The 14,417-nt window shown below is 41.5% G+C and carries 16 protein-coding genes; 9 read left to right on the top strand and 7 right to left on the bottom strand.

What is annotated here, in order from left to right; genetic code table 11:
* Positions 1–54: 54 nt before the first annotated feature.
* From AA0Y26_RS18955 to AA0Y26_RS18935, 5 genes are all read right to left on the bottom strand, one after another.
* Positions 55–1,431 carry a hypothetical protein gene (locus tag AA0Y26_RS18955; protein WP_413363586.1) on the bottom strand — a complete coding sequence of 459 codons (1,377 nt, stop codon included), beginning with the start codon at positions 1,429–1,431 and terminating at the stop codon, positions 55–57.
* Between the two features lie 19 nt (positions 1,432–1,450).
* Positions 1,451–2,071: a hypothetical protein gene (locus AA0Y26_RS18950; protein WP_413363585.1), complete on the bottom strand. Its 621-nt coding sequence runs from the start codon at positions 2,069–2,071 to the stop codon at positions 1,451–1,453.
* 227 nt (positions 2,072–2,298) lie between these two features.
* Positions 2,299–3,132 (bottom strand): RluA family pseudouridine synthase, encoded by an 834-nt coding sequence (locus AA0Y26_RS18945; RefSeq protein ID WP_413363584.1) that lies wholly within the window; start codon positions 3,130–3,132, stop codon positions 2,299–2,301.
* A gap of 59 nt (positions 3,133–3,191) precedes the next feature.
* A complete protein-coding gene (locus tag AA0Y26_RS18940) occupies positions 3,192–3,659 on the bottom strand; it encodes a thioredoxin family protein (RefSeq protein WP_413363582.1) in 468 nt (155 codons plus the stop codon).
* Position 3,660: 1 nt separating this feature from the next.
* On the bottom strand, positions 3,661–4,086 hold the full coding sequence (locus AA0Y26_RS18935) for a disulfide oxidoreductase (RefSeq protein WP_413363581.1): 426 nt from the start codon (positions 4,084–4,086) through the stop codon (positions 3,661–3,663).
* A 122-nt stretch (positions 4,087–4,208) separates the two neighbouring features.
* On the opposite strand from AA0Y26_RS18935, the gene AA0Y26_RS18930 reads away from it, so the two are divergent.
* From AA0Y26_RS18930 to AA0Y26_RS18890, 9 genes are all read left to right on the top strand, one after another.
* On the top strand, positions 4,209–5,765 hold the full coding sequence (locus tag AA0Y26_RS18930) for a GNAT family N-acetyltransferase (protein ID WP_413363580.1): 1,557 nt from the start codon (positions 4,209–4,211) through the stop codon (positions 5,763–5,765).
* A gap of 139 nt (positions 5,766–5,904) precedes the next feature.
* The gene (locus AA0Y26_RS18925; protein ID WP_413363579.1) at positions 5,905–7,014 is read left to right on the top strand and encodes a GAF domain-containing sensor histidine kinase; all 1,110 of its coding nucleotides are present in this window, start codon (positions 5,905–5,907) and stop codon (positions 7,012–7,014) included.
* Between the two features lie 12 nt (positions 7,015–7,026).
* Positions 7,027–7,677, top strand: coding sequence for a response regulator (locus AA0Y26_RS18920; RefSeq protein WP_413363578.1), 651 nt, complete (start codon positions 7,027–7,029; stop codon positions 7,675–7,677).
* Positions 7,678–7,816: 139 nt separating this feature from the next.
* On the top strand, positions 7,817–8,590 hold the full coding sequence (locus AA0Y26_RS18915) for a hypothetical protein (RefSeq protein WP_413363577.1): 774 nt from the start codon (positions 7,817–7,819) through the stop codon (positions 8,588–8,590).
* A complete protein-coding gene (locus tag AA0Y26_RS18910) occupies positions 8,587–8,943 on the top strand; it encodes a GntR family transcriptional regulator (protein ID WP_413363576.1) in 357 nt (118 codons plus the stop codon). Before AA0Y26_RS18915 ends, AA0Y26_RS18910 begins: the two co-directional genes overlap by 4 nt.
* A 4-nt stretch (positions 8,944–8,947) precedes the next feature.
* On the top strand, positions 8,948–9,649 hold the full coding sequence (locus AA0Y26_RS18905) for an ATP-binding cassette domain-containing protein (RefSeq protein WP_413363575.1): 702 nt from the start codon (positions 8,948–8,950) through the stop codon (positions 9,647–9,649).
* The gene (locus AA0Y26_RS18900) at positions 9,650–10,564 is read left to right on the top strand and encodes an ABC transporter ATP-binding protein (RefSeq protein ID WP_413363574.1); all 915 of its coding nucleotides are present in this window, start codon (positions 9,650–9,652) and stop codon (positions 10,562–10,564) included.
* Complete coding sequence (locus AA0Y26_RS18895) at positions 10,548–11,480, top strand: ABC transporter permease subunit (protein WP_413363573.1); 933 nt, start codon at positions 10,548–10,550, stop codon at positions 11,478–11,480. The genes AA0Y26_RS18900 and AA0Y26_RS18895 overlap by 17 nt, the downstream gene beginning before the upstream one ends.
* Before the next feature lie 40 nt (positions 11,481–11,520).
* Positions 11,521–11,736: a hypothetical protein gene (locus tag AA0Y26_RS18890; RefSeq protein WP_413363572.1), complete on the top strand. Its 216-nt coding sequence runs from the start codon at positions 11,521–11,523 to the stop codon at positions 11,734–11,736.
* A 37-nt stretch (positions 11,737–11,773) separates the two neighbouring features.
* On the opposite strand, the gene AA0Y26_RS18885 is transcribed toward AA0Y26_RS18890, so the two are convergent.
* Entirely contained in the window at positions 11,774–12,664 is an 891-nt protein-coding gene (locus AA0Y26_RS18885) for a cation diffusion facilitator family transporter (protein ID WP_413363571.1), read from the bottom strand.
* Positions 12,665–12,742: 78 nt separating this feature from the next.
* Positions 12,743–14,086: a hemolysin family protein gene (locus AA0Y26_RS18880; RefSeq protein ID WP_413363570.1), complete on the bottom strand. Its 1,344-nt coding sequence runs from the start codon at positions 14,084–14,086 to the stop codon at positions 12,743–12,745.
* Positions 14,087–14,417: the final 331 nt, after the last annotated feature.

Here is a 14,417-nt window from a genome sequence, read left to right as displayed (position 1 = left end):
CAAACTCCCTGTAGTTGTCTTCATAAGGCAATACAGGGAGTTTTTTGAGTAAATTTATAGAACATACAGCTTATTAGTAGAATTTGCATAATACTGGCAGGCGCTTGCTTTTGCATAAAGCGTATCAAAAGCGGGTGCAGTAATCTCTTTTGAGTAAGCCAGCCCAAAATGAATCGGCAGGGGATCTAAAGGTGAATCGGTTGCAGCAGCCATATTCCGTACGTTTTGGTAAATTGAATATACAACTTGCTCCGCATCTGTATCATTAAAAAGAATGATAACCCCTTCCCCGTGTCCTGTATGGGTGAAGAGGTGAGGGGTATTTTTTAAGTGCTCCTGGATCATCACAAATACAGCGTAAGTTAATTGATAATTTGATTGTAAACCTTCTATATTTTTTAAAGCGTCTTTTTCATAAACTGAGAAAAGAATGCACACGCAGCTTTCTCCTTGCGCTAACTTTTTGTTCGTCATTTCACTCACCTGCGGAAGGTTCATAAGTGATAAAGAATCAAATAGGATATCGCTGTTTTCATACGGGAGACCGACGCTATAGTTGAATGCTTGGCCTTCTCCGGAAGAGCGCAGATGCCATTCATGAAGATGTGATTCAATTTGCTGCAGCTGCGTACGTATATAGCCCTTTGGAAAATAGGCATCTAATTGGCGCTTTAAAATGTCATGATAAATATAGCAAAGATAAAGAAGGTGCTCCTCTGCGTTTAGCAGTTCCAGTGCCTTTTTAAATGTCAGGCTGCTTTTTTCAAAATCGCGGAGATTATAAAGTAAGTTCCCCTCAAATAACATCATTCTTGCAAAGTGAAACTGCAGTGGTCGATCGCCAATCAGCCTCTTTGTCGACTCCCGTAATTCCATAAATTCCTCTTGTCTTGCCATTTGAGCATACGTGTACATAAGAGAAATATTCATACGTATAATAGCATCTTTGTCATCTAGAATATGCTGACTGTAATGATGGGCCAGTTTCACACCGAACATTGCCTGCTGCTCTTCTTCCCTATCGATTAATACATTGCTGATCAGGGCATAGCAAGAAGCAATCACTTCATAATCTTTCAGCTCATGGGCATAATGCAAGGCGGCTTTGTATGATTTAAGCGCAAACTCTTTATTATCTGTAATGCCGTGAAAAATGCCTGAAAAGCGGTAGTAATGCATTTTATCCTTCAAGCTGCCATGAACTTTACACAGCTTCTCATACTCAAGCAGCGTTTCGTACAATAAAGAGGTATTGCCTAAGTTGTCATAGGCTTCTAAGATGTCCTGATAGAATGCCAACGCTTCAGGGTAGCACTGATTTTTTAAAGCCAGCGACAAGGCTTGTTTCCCATACTGAAGCATTTGTTTAAATTGGCCTTGAGTATATAATTGGCTAATATATTCCTGATGAGTGGACATTTTAAGCTGCATATATAATCACCTCGATTTGTTAAATAAATGTATCATATAAGAGATAGTACATATCTTTTGCCGCCTTAATACCGTTTTCGACAGCCTCGTTTAGTTCACATGGACATTCGGCAGCAATTTCGGTGATTTTTTTAAATACTTTTGCCTGGGTAACTGCGAGCTGCTTCGGATAGGATTCCAAGGTTTGAAATGATTCATCGAAATAGCTGGAAATATCTTTAGAGGCATACATCAGCAAATCATCCAGATAACTTGCATATTCAGCATCCTGTTTTGTTTTTGAAATAAAAAACTGATCCAGCTCGATCAGCGTATAAAGAGAAAATAAATAGGCGAACCGGTCATTCTTATATGTTAAAGGCAGCACCCGATGGACGGCCTGCAATTGAAAAGCTTCGTAAATGATCGTTTTACGAACTATGTAAATAAGGGAATGATGTGGATGCTCGATTAAATCATCTTTAGAAAAAGCAGCTTTTATCCAGAAATCAACGAATATATTCCATACTTGAAAGCAGTCAAAACTAGGCGGGATGCTTAGCGTAATAAGCTCTAATTCTTTTCGAATGACATTAAAGCGATCAAGTACCGTATCATTTATTAAGAACAGGCTTTCATTTTTCTTAATATCTGTAAACAAATACAATCCTCCTTTATTATGAAAAGAATAATTTTTTATAATCATAATCTAAAAATAGGAAAATTTTAATAGAAAGAAGGATGCTTTTAAGGAAAAAAAATATATGATGCTCCCTGACCTTTAAAATGTAAAAAAAAGGAATATTTTAGAGCTGGTAGGGATACTGGAGAATAAGAAAAGCCCATATCTTCCCGGAGAAAGATACAGACATTCGGAATAATATTCTATTATTTGTCTTTAATTGTAATATTATGATTTGTAAAAGGATGGATAAAATCCAATTGAATGGCATGGAGTTTATAGTCACCGTTAGAAGTTTGGCGCGCATTATACAACGTATCGCCTACGATAGGATGACCGATATGGGCAAGATGAACCCGGATTTGATGCGTACGCCCGGTTTCTAGCACTAGATGAACAAGGCATGTTCCCTTGAAACGCTTTACTACTTCATAATGAGTAATAGCATGCTGACCTGATGACGAAACGACACGCCGTGTTTTATGGTGGCGGTCCTTTCCGATTGGCGCATTAATAGTACCGCTATCCGTTCTAATATTGCCTTGTACTTCAGCTTCATATGTCCGAATAATTTTCTTTTCCTCAAGCATCCGGTCAAATACTGATTTGGCAATCGGATGCTTGGCAATGAGCAGTAAACCTTTTGTCCCTTGGTCAAGACGGTGCACATGCTCTGCGTACTGTCCTCCGTTTGCCTGTACATACGCCATGACATGGTTCATGCAAGTATCTGTATCAGAAGGAGTATTCGGGTGTGTGGACATTCCTTTTGGCTTAGAGACAACGAGGCAATGTTCGTCTTCATACAGTACTTCGACACCGCAAGCATTCATCGGCTTGTAGGCTGAGGAGGGGATATCGAACATAAAAGTTAATTTAGTCCCTTTTGGAAGAGGCTCTTTCCAGTTAACAGGTTCCCTTTCGGATAGTACCGCCTTTGCCATACGCAGCTCATGTACTTGCTTTTTCCCAAGGCGCCATTTGTTTCGCAGCAATTCTTCTACTGTCTCCCCATCTTGCATAACTTCATATTGAAACATTTTTTTCCTCCGATTTTAAAAAAGGCGTGTCCTCTATTAAAGGACACGACCTTTTGTTTTTATTTTTTTACACTCGCAAAGAATTGGCGGACTTCATCTTCACTATGATCCCCAACTAAACGCGTAACTTCCTTGCCGTCTTCAAAATAGATTAGCGTAGGTGTTGCTTCAATCTGATAAGTCGTCCAGGCATTTTCATATTCCAGTACATTTAACTGATCGATTTGAATATCCTCTTTTTCAGCAACAGGCATTAATTTTGGTGTGAACTGTTTACAGTAGCTGCAAGTTGGACTGAACAAGTAGGCGAATACCCCTTCACCAGATTCAATTTTCTTTTCTAAATCCTCCGGCAAGATAATGTTTTGGTAGTTCTCATCATCTAATAAATCAATTGTAGGCTGTTGAAGATTTTCTGTGCCGTATGGGTTGTCCTTTAGTTTATCTGAGTTAGACATGTTTGTTAAAACGATAATGCCAATGAACAGAATAATAACTATCCCACCGATAATTCCTAATTTTTTCACGTTATTTTTCCTCCTTTAATACCTTAAGCATATAAAAGCTTGTAATGGCGATAATAATAAAAGCAGTCAATGCCAAAAACGGAATCGTAATAAAGCCAAGCCAATTAATATATGCTCCTGTACAGGATACTTGTCCACAGGCCGGTGCGTTCTCTTGCAAAAAGGAGACTTTTTGAATGCCGTAATGGTAAAGAGACATACTGCCGCCAATAAAAGCGAATACTGCTGTAGTGAGGGCGATGCGAGCATTTTTTTGTATGTATGCAATAGTAGATATGATGACAATCGGATACATCAGAATACGTTGATACCAACATAATTCACAGGGAATGTAGCCTTTTATTTCCGAAAAATAAAGAGAGCCGAGAGTAGCCACAAGTGATGTAACCCAGATAATCAGCAGGCTATTTTCCAGTTTTTTATTCATAAAAAAACCTCTACTTCTTATTTTATTTTGCTTTCTTGATTATAGAGCGTTCTAAATAAGAAGTAAATCGTTTCGATTGAAAGGGTTTAGAATTGGGTATATGGGTAGAGGAGGTGTGAAATTTGAGTGAATCACTAGATACTTCACAGTTTGAAAAGAAAATGATTATACGAAACATGCAGCATGAAGATATTGATGCCATGTTAGAAATCCAACGTGTATCCTTTCCTGGGATGTCCCCTTGGAAAAGAGAGCATTTATATAGCCATTTAGCCATTTTTCCGGAAGGACAGATTGTCGCTGAATTTGAAGGACAGGTAATCGGATCGTGCTCCAGCCTGCGTATTAACTTTGATGAATATGATGACCGCCATACGTGGAGCGATATTACAGATGATGGGTTCATTACAAACCACGACCCGAACGGTTATAACCTGTACGGAATCGAAGTAATGGTCCATCCTCAATACCGCCGGATGAAGGTGGGGCAGCGCCTTTACGAGGCAAGAAAAGATTTAGCAAGAACATTAAATCTAAAATCCATTATTATTGGCGGACGCATACCGAACTATCATCTGCATGCCTCGGAAATGACACCGCGTGAATATGTAGATGCAGTAAGCCGTCATAAAATCTATGATCCAGTATTAACATTCCAGATCATGAACAACTTCACACTGATGCGCGTAAATCCGAATTACCTGCCGGACGATGTTGCTTCAGGGAAGTACGCTACGTTAATGGAATGGAATAATGCAGACTATATGCCGCAGTCAAAGCGCCATTTTAAAACGAGCTACCCGGTTCGTATTTGCGTTGTGCAGTATATGATGAGGGAAATCGCAAGCTTTGACGATTTTGCACAGCAGTGTGAATACTTTGTAGATGTCGGGTCTGATGCAGCGGCTGACTTTGTCGTCTTCCCGGAAATTTTCACGACGCAGCTGATGTCCTTTTTAAATGAAAAATCACCTTCTCAGGCAGTACGCAAATTAACAGAATTTACCCCTCAGTATATCGAGCTATTTACGAATTTAGCGGTACGTTACAATGTGAACATCATTGGCGGCTCGCATTTCGTAGAAGAAGAAAATGATGAAATCTATAATATTGCATACTTATTCCGCCGAGACGGAACGATTGAGAAACAATATAAAATTCATATTACACCGAATGAGCGAAGATGGTGGGGGATCTCTAATGGGGATTTAGTGAAGGTCTTTGATACGGACTGTGGCAGGATTGCTATCCAGATCTGCTATGATATCGAGTTCCCGGAGCTTGCGCGTATCGCCACAGATATGGGCGCTAACATTATTTTTGTTCCGTTTTGTACAGAAGACCGGCAAGGATATTTGCGAGTGCGCTATTGTGCACAGGCCCGTGCTGTTGAAAATCAGGTATATACGGTTATTTCCGGAACGGTCGGCAATCTTCCACATACAGAAAACATGGATATTCAATATGCCCAGTCTGCCATTTTTGCGCCGAGTGACTTTGAATTCGCACGTGACGGGATTGTAGGGGAAACAAATTCAAATGTCGAAATGGTATTAATCAGCGATATTGATCTGGAGGTTCTCCGCAGACAACGCCAAAATGGTACGGTAAAGCATTTGAAAGACCGCAGGCATGATGTTTACCGGATCGATTATTTAAAGGGCGAAGGTACATTTTAATTGTCATTATCTAAACAAAATATGCATTTTGTTTATAACAACATTTCCATATTCGGTATATGAAAAGAGCGTGCTGCAGTTTGCGGCACGCTCTTTGTTATGGTATAGATGAAGTAAGGGATGAAGAGAAGGTGACAATATGAATGATCATTCGAACATAACGATTTTAAAAGAAATTGCAGAGCTATTGAATGAAGAAACAGAAATGATTCCGATGCTGCGCGGGGCGCTTCATAAATTTTTAAGTGGAACGAAATTCGATACAGGTTGGATTTTCTTTATCAATGAGAAGGGCAAGGCTGAACTTGTCGCTCATGAAAATTTACCTAGGGCACTCAGCTACAATAAATGCGAATATTTGAAGCATGGCGGATGCTGGTGTGTATCCCGCTATCGCAATGATGAGCTGAAGAGAGCTTCCAATATTATTGAATGCCAGCGGATTGAGAGTGCCAATGAGGCGGAAATAGGCGACCCGGAAGGTATCACGCATCATGCCACAGTCCCGCTTCAATCAGGACAGGAGAAATTTGGCATCCTAAATGTTGCTTCTAAAAATACGATTCGCTTTTCAGAGGAAGAGCTGGAACTATTAGAATCTGTTGCGTTCCAGTTAGGCTCTGCCATTAAACGGATTCTCCTCGTAAATGAACAGCAGGAGATTGCACTCGTTCAGGAGCGTAATCGGCTTGCCAGGGACCTGCATGACTCCGTCAATCAATTGCTGTTTTCTGTTACGCTGACTTCACGTGCAGGAATCGAAATGACAGAGGATATGGAAGTGAAGGATACATTTAAAGAAATCCAAAATCTGACCCAGGAAGCTTTAAATGAAATGAGAGCGCTTATCTGGCAACTGCGGCCAAGAGGACTTGAAAGCGGTCTTATCGATGCAATTAAAATTTATGCAGAAATGCTCGGATTAAAACTGGACGTAACGGTTTCTGGTGTGCTGCAGTTTCCATCGAGAGTAGAGGAGACGTTGTTCCGTATCTCGCAGGAAGCGCTCAATAATGTAAGGCGCCATGCAGGAGTAAAACAGGCAGAAATGTTTGTAACAGTAACGCCTACCGATGTCTTGCTCGTCATCAAAGACGAAGGACGGGGATTTGCCCACGATCCAGACGCGGCGCTTCCTTCCATGGGACTGCAATCCATCAGGGATAGGGCAAAAGCAATCGGCGGTTCGGCTGACTGGGTAAGTGAACTGGGGAAGGGGACGGAACTATTGATCCGTTTGCCATATTAGGGGGAGAATGAGATGATTCGAGTGTTAATTGCAGACGACCATCATGTAGTGCGTCGAGGTCTGCTGTTTTTCTTAAAAACGCAAAAAGACATAGAGGTTGTAGGAGAAGCAAAAAATGGACTGGAAGCGATTGATATGGCTGCTTCGTTAAAGCCGGATATTGTACTAATGGATTTAGTCATGCCAGAAATGGACGGTATCCAGGCGACGAAAAGCATCAAATCGAGATGGCCGGATGTGCAGGTATTGATGCTGACGAGTTTTTCGGATAAAGACCATGTGCTGCCCGCCATCGAGGCAGGAGCATCGGGCTATCAATTAAAAGATATCGAGCCGGATGAATTAGTGGAATCAATCCGGCTCATCATGCGTGGGGAAAATACCATTCATCCTGAAGCAACGACACAGTTAGAAGAGGGGTTACGTGAAGAGGAGAATCTTCCGCACGTATTAAATCCCTTAACACCTCGTGAGCAGGATGTACTAGCCGAGCTTACAAAAGGAAAAAGCAATCGAGAAATTGCTTCCTCTCTATTTGTAACGGAAAAAACCGTGAAGACGCATATCTCAAATATTTTTACAAAGCTTGAAGTACAAGACCGCACACAGGCTGCCCTTTACGCGGTCAAACATGGTTTGACAGAGGGAAGCGGTAAGGTATAGGAGGTCATTAAAGGCATGGTTAATGTTCCATGTCTTTTTTTATTTGGAAAAATATTATAAAAGCGGTTGCGCTTCATAGGGTATTAGTGTACTATGTCAATAGTACACTAATACAACATTTTGAAGGGCGTTGATTTATATGCGCAAGTTTTGGAGTCTCGTAAAAAAAGAATGGCATATGTATAAGGCCTGGCCAATTATCTTTTTCATAGTAGGAGCAGTATCCATTGGTTTATTACCTATGTTTGAAGGACGCTTCATTCACGTCAATATAGCGAAAGAGGAATTTAGGATAGGGCTGCTGTTTCTTGGCTTACTCCTAATAGGAAGCGTGATGCCATGGCAGTTTCTTTTCAGTATTAGAAGAGGCAGCAAGGAAAAGGAGTTATGGCTGCATAATAGCAGTCCAATAACTGTGCTTATCGGTGCTAAGCTATTTTATACCGTCGCTTGGACGACATTGATCAGTGCATTCTATACATTCTTTTTTCATTGGACGACGGGTATTATCGATGGATCGACCGGTGAAATTATTTGGCTGCAGGGGCTGGTCGTTAGCATCATTTTCCTTCTCGGAATCCTTACCTCAGTAGTGGCTCTGCTGTTCTATGCAGTTTATATCCAGTTGAAACGATATATCAGATATGGAAGTGTGATTATCACAGGGATGTTATTCGGCTTGTTTTTATTTGCGATTGATAAGATTGCGACTTCCTCTTTATACGACAAACTGCTAATACATGGGGAGATTCCTCTGACTTTCCTAGAGAAGAATATGCCGGTATTCACATCGGAGGATGTACTTGTAAACTTTTACAGCCTGTATATCGTCGAGGAATTGGCTATGTGGCTGGTGATGGCCATCTGCTTTATCGCGGCAAGTAAATGGATTGAAAGGGTGATCACGCGATGACGCAGGATTTTTCAAAGGATAAGCCGATTTATGCACAGCTGGTCGACCGCATATGTGGAGACGTCCTGAAAGGATATTTGAAGCCGGGGGAGAAGCTTCCTTCTGTTCGTGAATATGCGATAGAAAGCGGTGTGAATGTGAATACAGTACAACGTGTATACAAGGAGCTTGAAGCAATGGAAATGACAGAAACAAAGCGTGGGCAAGGAACGTTTATTACCACAAATGAGGAACGCATTGGGGAGCTGAGGGAAGAGATGATGACGCAGGTAGCAACGCAGTTCCTGACCATGATCGATTCATTGGGGTTTACAAAAGAAGAGATGATTGAAGTCTTGAAAAAAGGAGGGTGAGGATATGCTGCAATTGGAAAATGTACTGTTTAAATACAGAAAAAAAACAATCGTTAACGATGTTTCCTTTACCATTCCGACTGGCCAGATTATCGGCGTGATTGGGGAAAATGGCTGTGGAAAATCAACGCTGCTTCAATTGATGGCGGGCCTTCTTCGGCCGAACAATGGGTTAATACAGCTGGGAGGCCGGGAAGTGACAAGGCGGTCTGCCGATAAAATAGCCTATTCACCTGATATTGATCTGTTTTATGAAAGTTATACAGGGGAACAGGTTTTCCGCTTCTATAGTGAGCAGTTTGCCGATTTTTCTTTGGAGAAGGCCCACATTATCGCCAAGCATTTAGAGGCGCAGACAACAGTCAAGCTTGGAAAGTTATCAAAAGGAAACCGTGCCCGTATTAAAATGGCGGCGACATTAGGACGTGAGGCATCACTTTACTTACTTGATGAGCCTTTTGCAGGACTGGACCCGCTTGCGAGAGAGTCGCTGATTAAGGCACTAATCCGTTTCATCGATATGGAAAATCAGTCTGTCGTCCTCTCGACTCATGAGGTGAATGAGGTGGAGCCGATTTTGGATCAGGTCATTCTGCTTCGTGATGGCAGACTGACAGCAATGGAGGAAATGGAACTTATTCGTGATGAACGGAACGAGGATGCAGTGGAATGGATGAAATCATTATATGAAAAGCAGGTGAGGTAAATGGCAAAGCCAATTGTTCAATTAAAAAACTTATCGAAAACGATTAAAGGAAAGCAGATTATCAAGGATATTACCCTGGACTTCTATCCAGGTCAGATTACAGGATTCCTCGGACCAAACGGGGCGGGGAAAACAACGACGATCCGCATGATGACACGCCTTATGTATCCGACAAGCGGGGAAATAATGATCGACGGCAAGTCACTTGCTGATCATTACGAAGAGGCGATTTCACAAGTGGGGGTTATTGTAGAAAATCCGGAAATGTATAAGTTTTTATCGGGCTACAAAAATCTGCTTCACTTTGCGCGTATGCATAAAGGAGTGACAAAAGAGCGGATAGATGAGGTAGTGAAGCAGGTAGGTCTGGAAAAGAGGATACACGAAAAAGTGGGGACTTATTCCTTGGGAATGCGCCAGCGTCTCGGTCTGGCACAAGCACTTTTACATCGTCCAAAGTTTCTAATTTTGGATGAACCAACAAATGGGCTCGATCCAGCAGGTATAAGAGAATTCCGTACTTATTTGCGGCATGTTGCCGAAACAGAGGGGCTCGCTGTCGTTGTTTCAAGCCACTTGTTATCCGAAATTGAGCTCATGTGCGACCGGGTAGCCGTCATTCAGAACGGAAAGCTGATCGACATCCGTGATCTGCAAAATACAGTAGTTTCTCTTTATTATATTGAACCGACTTCAGTTCAGTCAGGGGCTGCTGTTTTGGAGAAACATGGCTATACATTTACTGTACAAGGGGACGGCATGATTGTCGAAATCGAAAAAAAGGATGTCCCTGTGCTGACACAGCACCTATTCGAAGCGGGCGTACAATTATATACTGTGCAGCCGCATGTGAAAACGCTCGAAGATCAATTCCTAGAAATGACAGGAGGCGGCGCAATTGCTGAAATACATTAGAAACGAATGGATGAAGCTATGGGCTAGAAAAAGTACTTGGACGATGCTGGCATTAACGATTTTGTTAGCAGTCGTCCCAGCATTTGTAATGAAATATACAGAGGATGATAATCAGGACTGGCGTACTTCTGTAGAAGAGGATACGAATATGTATAAGAGTATGCTGGAGGAAGAAGGGATTCCAGCGGAAGATGCGGCCTACTTTAATGAACAGATTGCGCTTAATGAGTATCGCCTAGCGGAAGATATTCCTCTTGCTGTCAATACTACATTTGATAGTTATCTGAGCTATGGAGTAGGACTCATGGTAATGGTCACGATTTTTTCAGTTGTTGTGGCAGCGGGAATCGTTTCTTCGGAATTTTCGACAGGCACGATTAAAATGCTGCTGACAAGACCTGTATCCAGAACAAAAATTCTATTATCGAAGCTATTGACAGTTATTCTATTTGGCCTGCTGTTATATGCGGTATGTCTGGCAGGTTCCTCTTTAATAGGACTGCTATTATGGGGAACGGATGTTTCTCAAGAGCTTCAAATGGTAGATGGTGTAATTAAAGAAATAGACGTATGGGAACCTATCTTTGAGAATTTTATTTTATCTTTTGGAGACTTTTTCATGTCCATCTTCTTTGCTTTCATGCTGGGCTCTATTTTCCGCTCAAGCTCTTTAGCAATTGGTCTGACGCTTGTCATTTCTATGATGGGTGCCTTGATTATCTCACTAATGAGCAAGTACAGCTTTGCTAAATTCGTATGGATTTCCCATTCGGATTTAACACAGCATGCAAGCGGCGCTACACCATATTTAGAAGGGGTCACACTGCCGTTTTCATTAACTGTGTTAGCAGTTTATGCGGTTCTATTCGTTTTAAGCAGTTTTATTATCTTTAATAAACGTGACGTAACAGCTTAATGATGTATAATGTACCTATTGAATAAATAGAGGTGCTACTATGAGTATCGTTATGGCTGGAGTGCTTATTTCCTTTTCAGGAATGGCGGTCATTGCGGCAGTGATCTTTGGGATTTTACCGGCAGACAATCAAACAATGCAGCTTGCATTTTTAGCAATTGGATGGGTTTTTGTGTTGATTGGTGCCATTATCCGTTATAAAGGACTAAAGATGGAACGTAAGCAGGACCAGGCAAAAGAGCAGCAAAAAAAATAAAAATGCGAAGTGGGCTTGTCCCATTTCGCATTTTTTATTAGGGGGAATCCGCAGTTGGCGGTATAAAATGAGGCTCGATATGCACGAGCACGATACAATACGGATTAAAGTGCTGGACAGTCGTTTCAATCTGATCGCTGATTTTGTGGCTTTCAATAACGTTTAAATAAGGGTTGACCGTAACTGTTACATCGATAAAGCTCATATTTCCATGAGCACGTCCTTTTAAATCCGTAATGTCGATGACACCCTCTACCTTTTCAATTAGCTCCTTCAGCGTCTCTGTTTCTTCCGTATCGAACCCATCTGTTAGTGTAACGACAGCCTCCCAGAAAATCTCGACAGCTGTTTTGATGATAATCAATCCGACGATTAATGCTGTAATAATATCAATGATTGGAAAGCCAAAAATTGCTCCAAGAATACCGATGGCAGTACCAATACTTACGAGGGCATCTGAGCGATTGTCATAAGCGGCTGCCCGAACGGCAGAGCTTTTAATTTTATCAGCCAGTGCCAGGTTGTAGCGATAGACAACATACATGATGGCCGCGCTGAAGAGGGCAACAACCGCGGTTACTATGGAAGGAGTTTCCTGCACGGGAGCGAACATCCCTCGTATAGAAGTAGAAAGCACCTGCAGTCCCACTACCATCATAATGAATGATGCAATAAGTGAAGCAATAGTCTCCGCACGCAGATGTCCATACCGATGGACACGATCCGGGGGTTTTTGAGAAATCCGCAGTCCGATCAAAACGGCAATGGATGCTATGATATCCGTTGTATTATTTAGACCATCTGCTTTTAGAGCAGCACTGGCTCCCAAATAACCGACTATTAATTTCATAGCACTTAAAAAGATATACGTCCCGATGGATAGCCAAGCCCCTTTTTCGCCAGCACGCAAGTTTGAATATAATTCCAAAATGTTTCCCCCTCGCAAGATTTAAAGATACGAGAAAACGACCCCCCTGAAATGAGAGAGTCGTTTTCCTATCCGTAATTATTCTTCGAAGATTTCTGCGTCTTTTTCTGGGATCTTTGTTACTTCTAGGTATAGGATGTGATGACCGTCAAGCTCTTTAATTTTAAATTCATAGCCATGGGCCTCGATTGTGTCACCTTCAACTGCATCAAAATGCTGTGTCATGAACCAGCCGCCGATTGTATCAATGTCTTCGTCCTCAATGTTTGTCCCAAGAAGGTCATTGACTTCCTGCAGCAGCATTTTTGCATCAAAGATGTAATGCTCGCCTTCTGTGATTTCCTGTACTTCTGGGATTTCGTCCTCATCGAACTCATCCTGGATATCACCTACAATTTCCTCGATGATATCTTCAATTGTAACAAGACCAGATGTACCGCCATATTCATCCATTAAAATGGCCATATGGATGCGTTCCTGCTGGATTTTCAGCAACAGGTCACTGATCGGAATTGTTTCGATTACCCGAATGATTGGCTGCATATAGTCAGTTACCAATTTATCACCATTCGACGGGTTTTTAATATATGCAGTAAGCAGGTGTTTCATGTTTACAAGTCCAATTACATGGTCCTTGTCGCCATCTGTAATAGGGTAGCGTGTATATTGTTCAACCCCCATCACTTCAAATACCTCGCGCAAAGTTAAATCCTTTTCTATGCTGGTAATTTCAGTACGAGGAACCATAATCTCTTTTGCAAGACGATCGGAGAATTCGAAAATACTATTTACATACTCGTACTCTGAAGAATTGATTTCACCGCCCTTATAACTGTCTGTCAGAATGATACGCAGCTCCTCTTCCGAGTGGGCGACTTCAGATTCTGATACAGCCCGCAGGCCGAACAAGCGGCCAAGCGCACGTGCCGAACCGTTTAAAGCGCGAATGAATGGATACATGATGTTATGGAATAAAATCAGTGGTCCAGCCAAACGTAAAGTAAGTTCTTCAGATTTTTGAATAGCAAACGATTTTGGTGTTAACTCCCCTACAACAACGTGCAAGAATGTAACAATTGCAAATGCAAGAGCAAACGACAGTAAAGAAGTGACACGCGCTTCTAAACCAAGTAGATCAAATAACGGATGCAGGATTAAATCGAATGTCGGTTCACCCAGCCACCCGAGACCAAGCGCTGTAATTGTAATACCTAGCTGACAGGCAGACAAGTATTCATCCAAATTTGAAATTACCTTCTTCGCCTTGATCGCTTTTTTGTTGCCTTCTACAACAAGCTGATCAATCCGGGTTGTTCTTACCTTTACAATGGCAAACTCTGTTGCAACGAAAAATGCCGTAGCGGCAATTAATAGAGCGAATGCTCCGAGCTTAATGGTTAGCTCAACTATATCTACGTCCAAATACTATCTTTGCTTACGGCGCAAATGAGCGGGGCAAGCAAAGAATACACCTCCTATGAGAAAAAATATTAGATAAGATAATCATAAAATATTTCAAAAGAAAAAACAAATTTTGCCTTCAATAAAGTGGCAGCCCTTTTTACAGAAAAGGGAAAGTCTTATATGGATTTGACATAAAATATTATATTTTCAAAAAATATTGACAACGGAAATTTTTGTATGCTAATGTTAAGGTACACTAAATAATCGTAAAGAATGGAGGACCGGAAATGATGACTATTAAAAAAAATTCGCCAGCAATTAAACATCATTCCCCCATCCTGCAGCCATT

It is taken from the genome of Lysinibacillus canaveralius (assembly GCF_047301505.1).
Lineage (GTDB): Bacteria > Bacillota > Bacilli > Bacillales_A > Planococcaceae > Lysinibacillus_B.
This window is presented reverse-complemented; position numbering and strand designations above follow the sequence as displayed.

Excerpts from the sequence above, each read along its gene's own strand:
- AA0Y26_RS18955 (WP_413363586.1), bottom strand. The coding sequence starts at position 1,431 with ATGCAGCTTAAAATGTCCACTCATCAGGAATATATTAGCCAATTATAT.
- AA0Y26_RS18945 (WP_413363584.1), bottom strand. The coding sequence starts at position 3,132 with ATGTTTCAATATGAAGTTATGCAAGATGGGGAGACAGTAGAAGAATTG.
- AA0Y26_RS18935 (WP_413363581.1), bottom strand. The coding sequence starts at position 4,086 with ATGAATAAAAAACTGGAAAATAGCCTGCTGATTATCTGGGTTACATCA.
- AA0Y26_RS18925 (WP_413363579.1), top strand. The coding sequence starts at position 5,905 with ATGAATGATCATTCGAACATAACGATTTTAAAAGAAATTGCAGAGCTA.
- AA0Y26_RS18920 (WP_413363578.1), top strand. The coding sequence starts at position 7,027 with ATGATTCGAGTGTTAATTGCAGACGACCATCATGTAGTGCGTCGAGGT.
- AA0Y26_RS18915 (WP_413363577.1), top strand. The coding sequence starts at position 7,817 with ATGCGCAAGTTTTGGAGTCTCGTAAAAAAAGAATGGCATATGTATAAG.
- AA0Y26_RS18910 (WP_413363576.1), top strand. The coding sequence starts at position 8,587 with ATGACGCAGGATTTTTCAAAGGATAAGCCGATTTATGCACAGCTGGTC.
- AA0Y26_RS18905 (WP_413363575.1), top strand. The coding sequence starts at position 8,948 with ATGCTGCAATTGGAAAATGTACTGTTTAAATACAGAAAAAAAACAATC.
- AA0Y26_RS18900 (WP_413363574.1), top strand. The coding sequence starts at position 9,650 with ATGGCAAAGCCAATTGTTCAATTAAAAAACTTATCGAAAACGATTAAA.
- AA0Y26_RS18890 (WP_413363572.1), top strand. The coding sequence starts at position 11,521 with ATGAGTATCGTTATGGCTGGAGTGCTTATTTCCTTTTCAGGAATGGCG.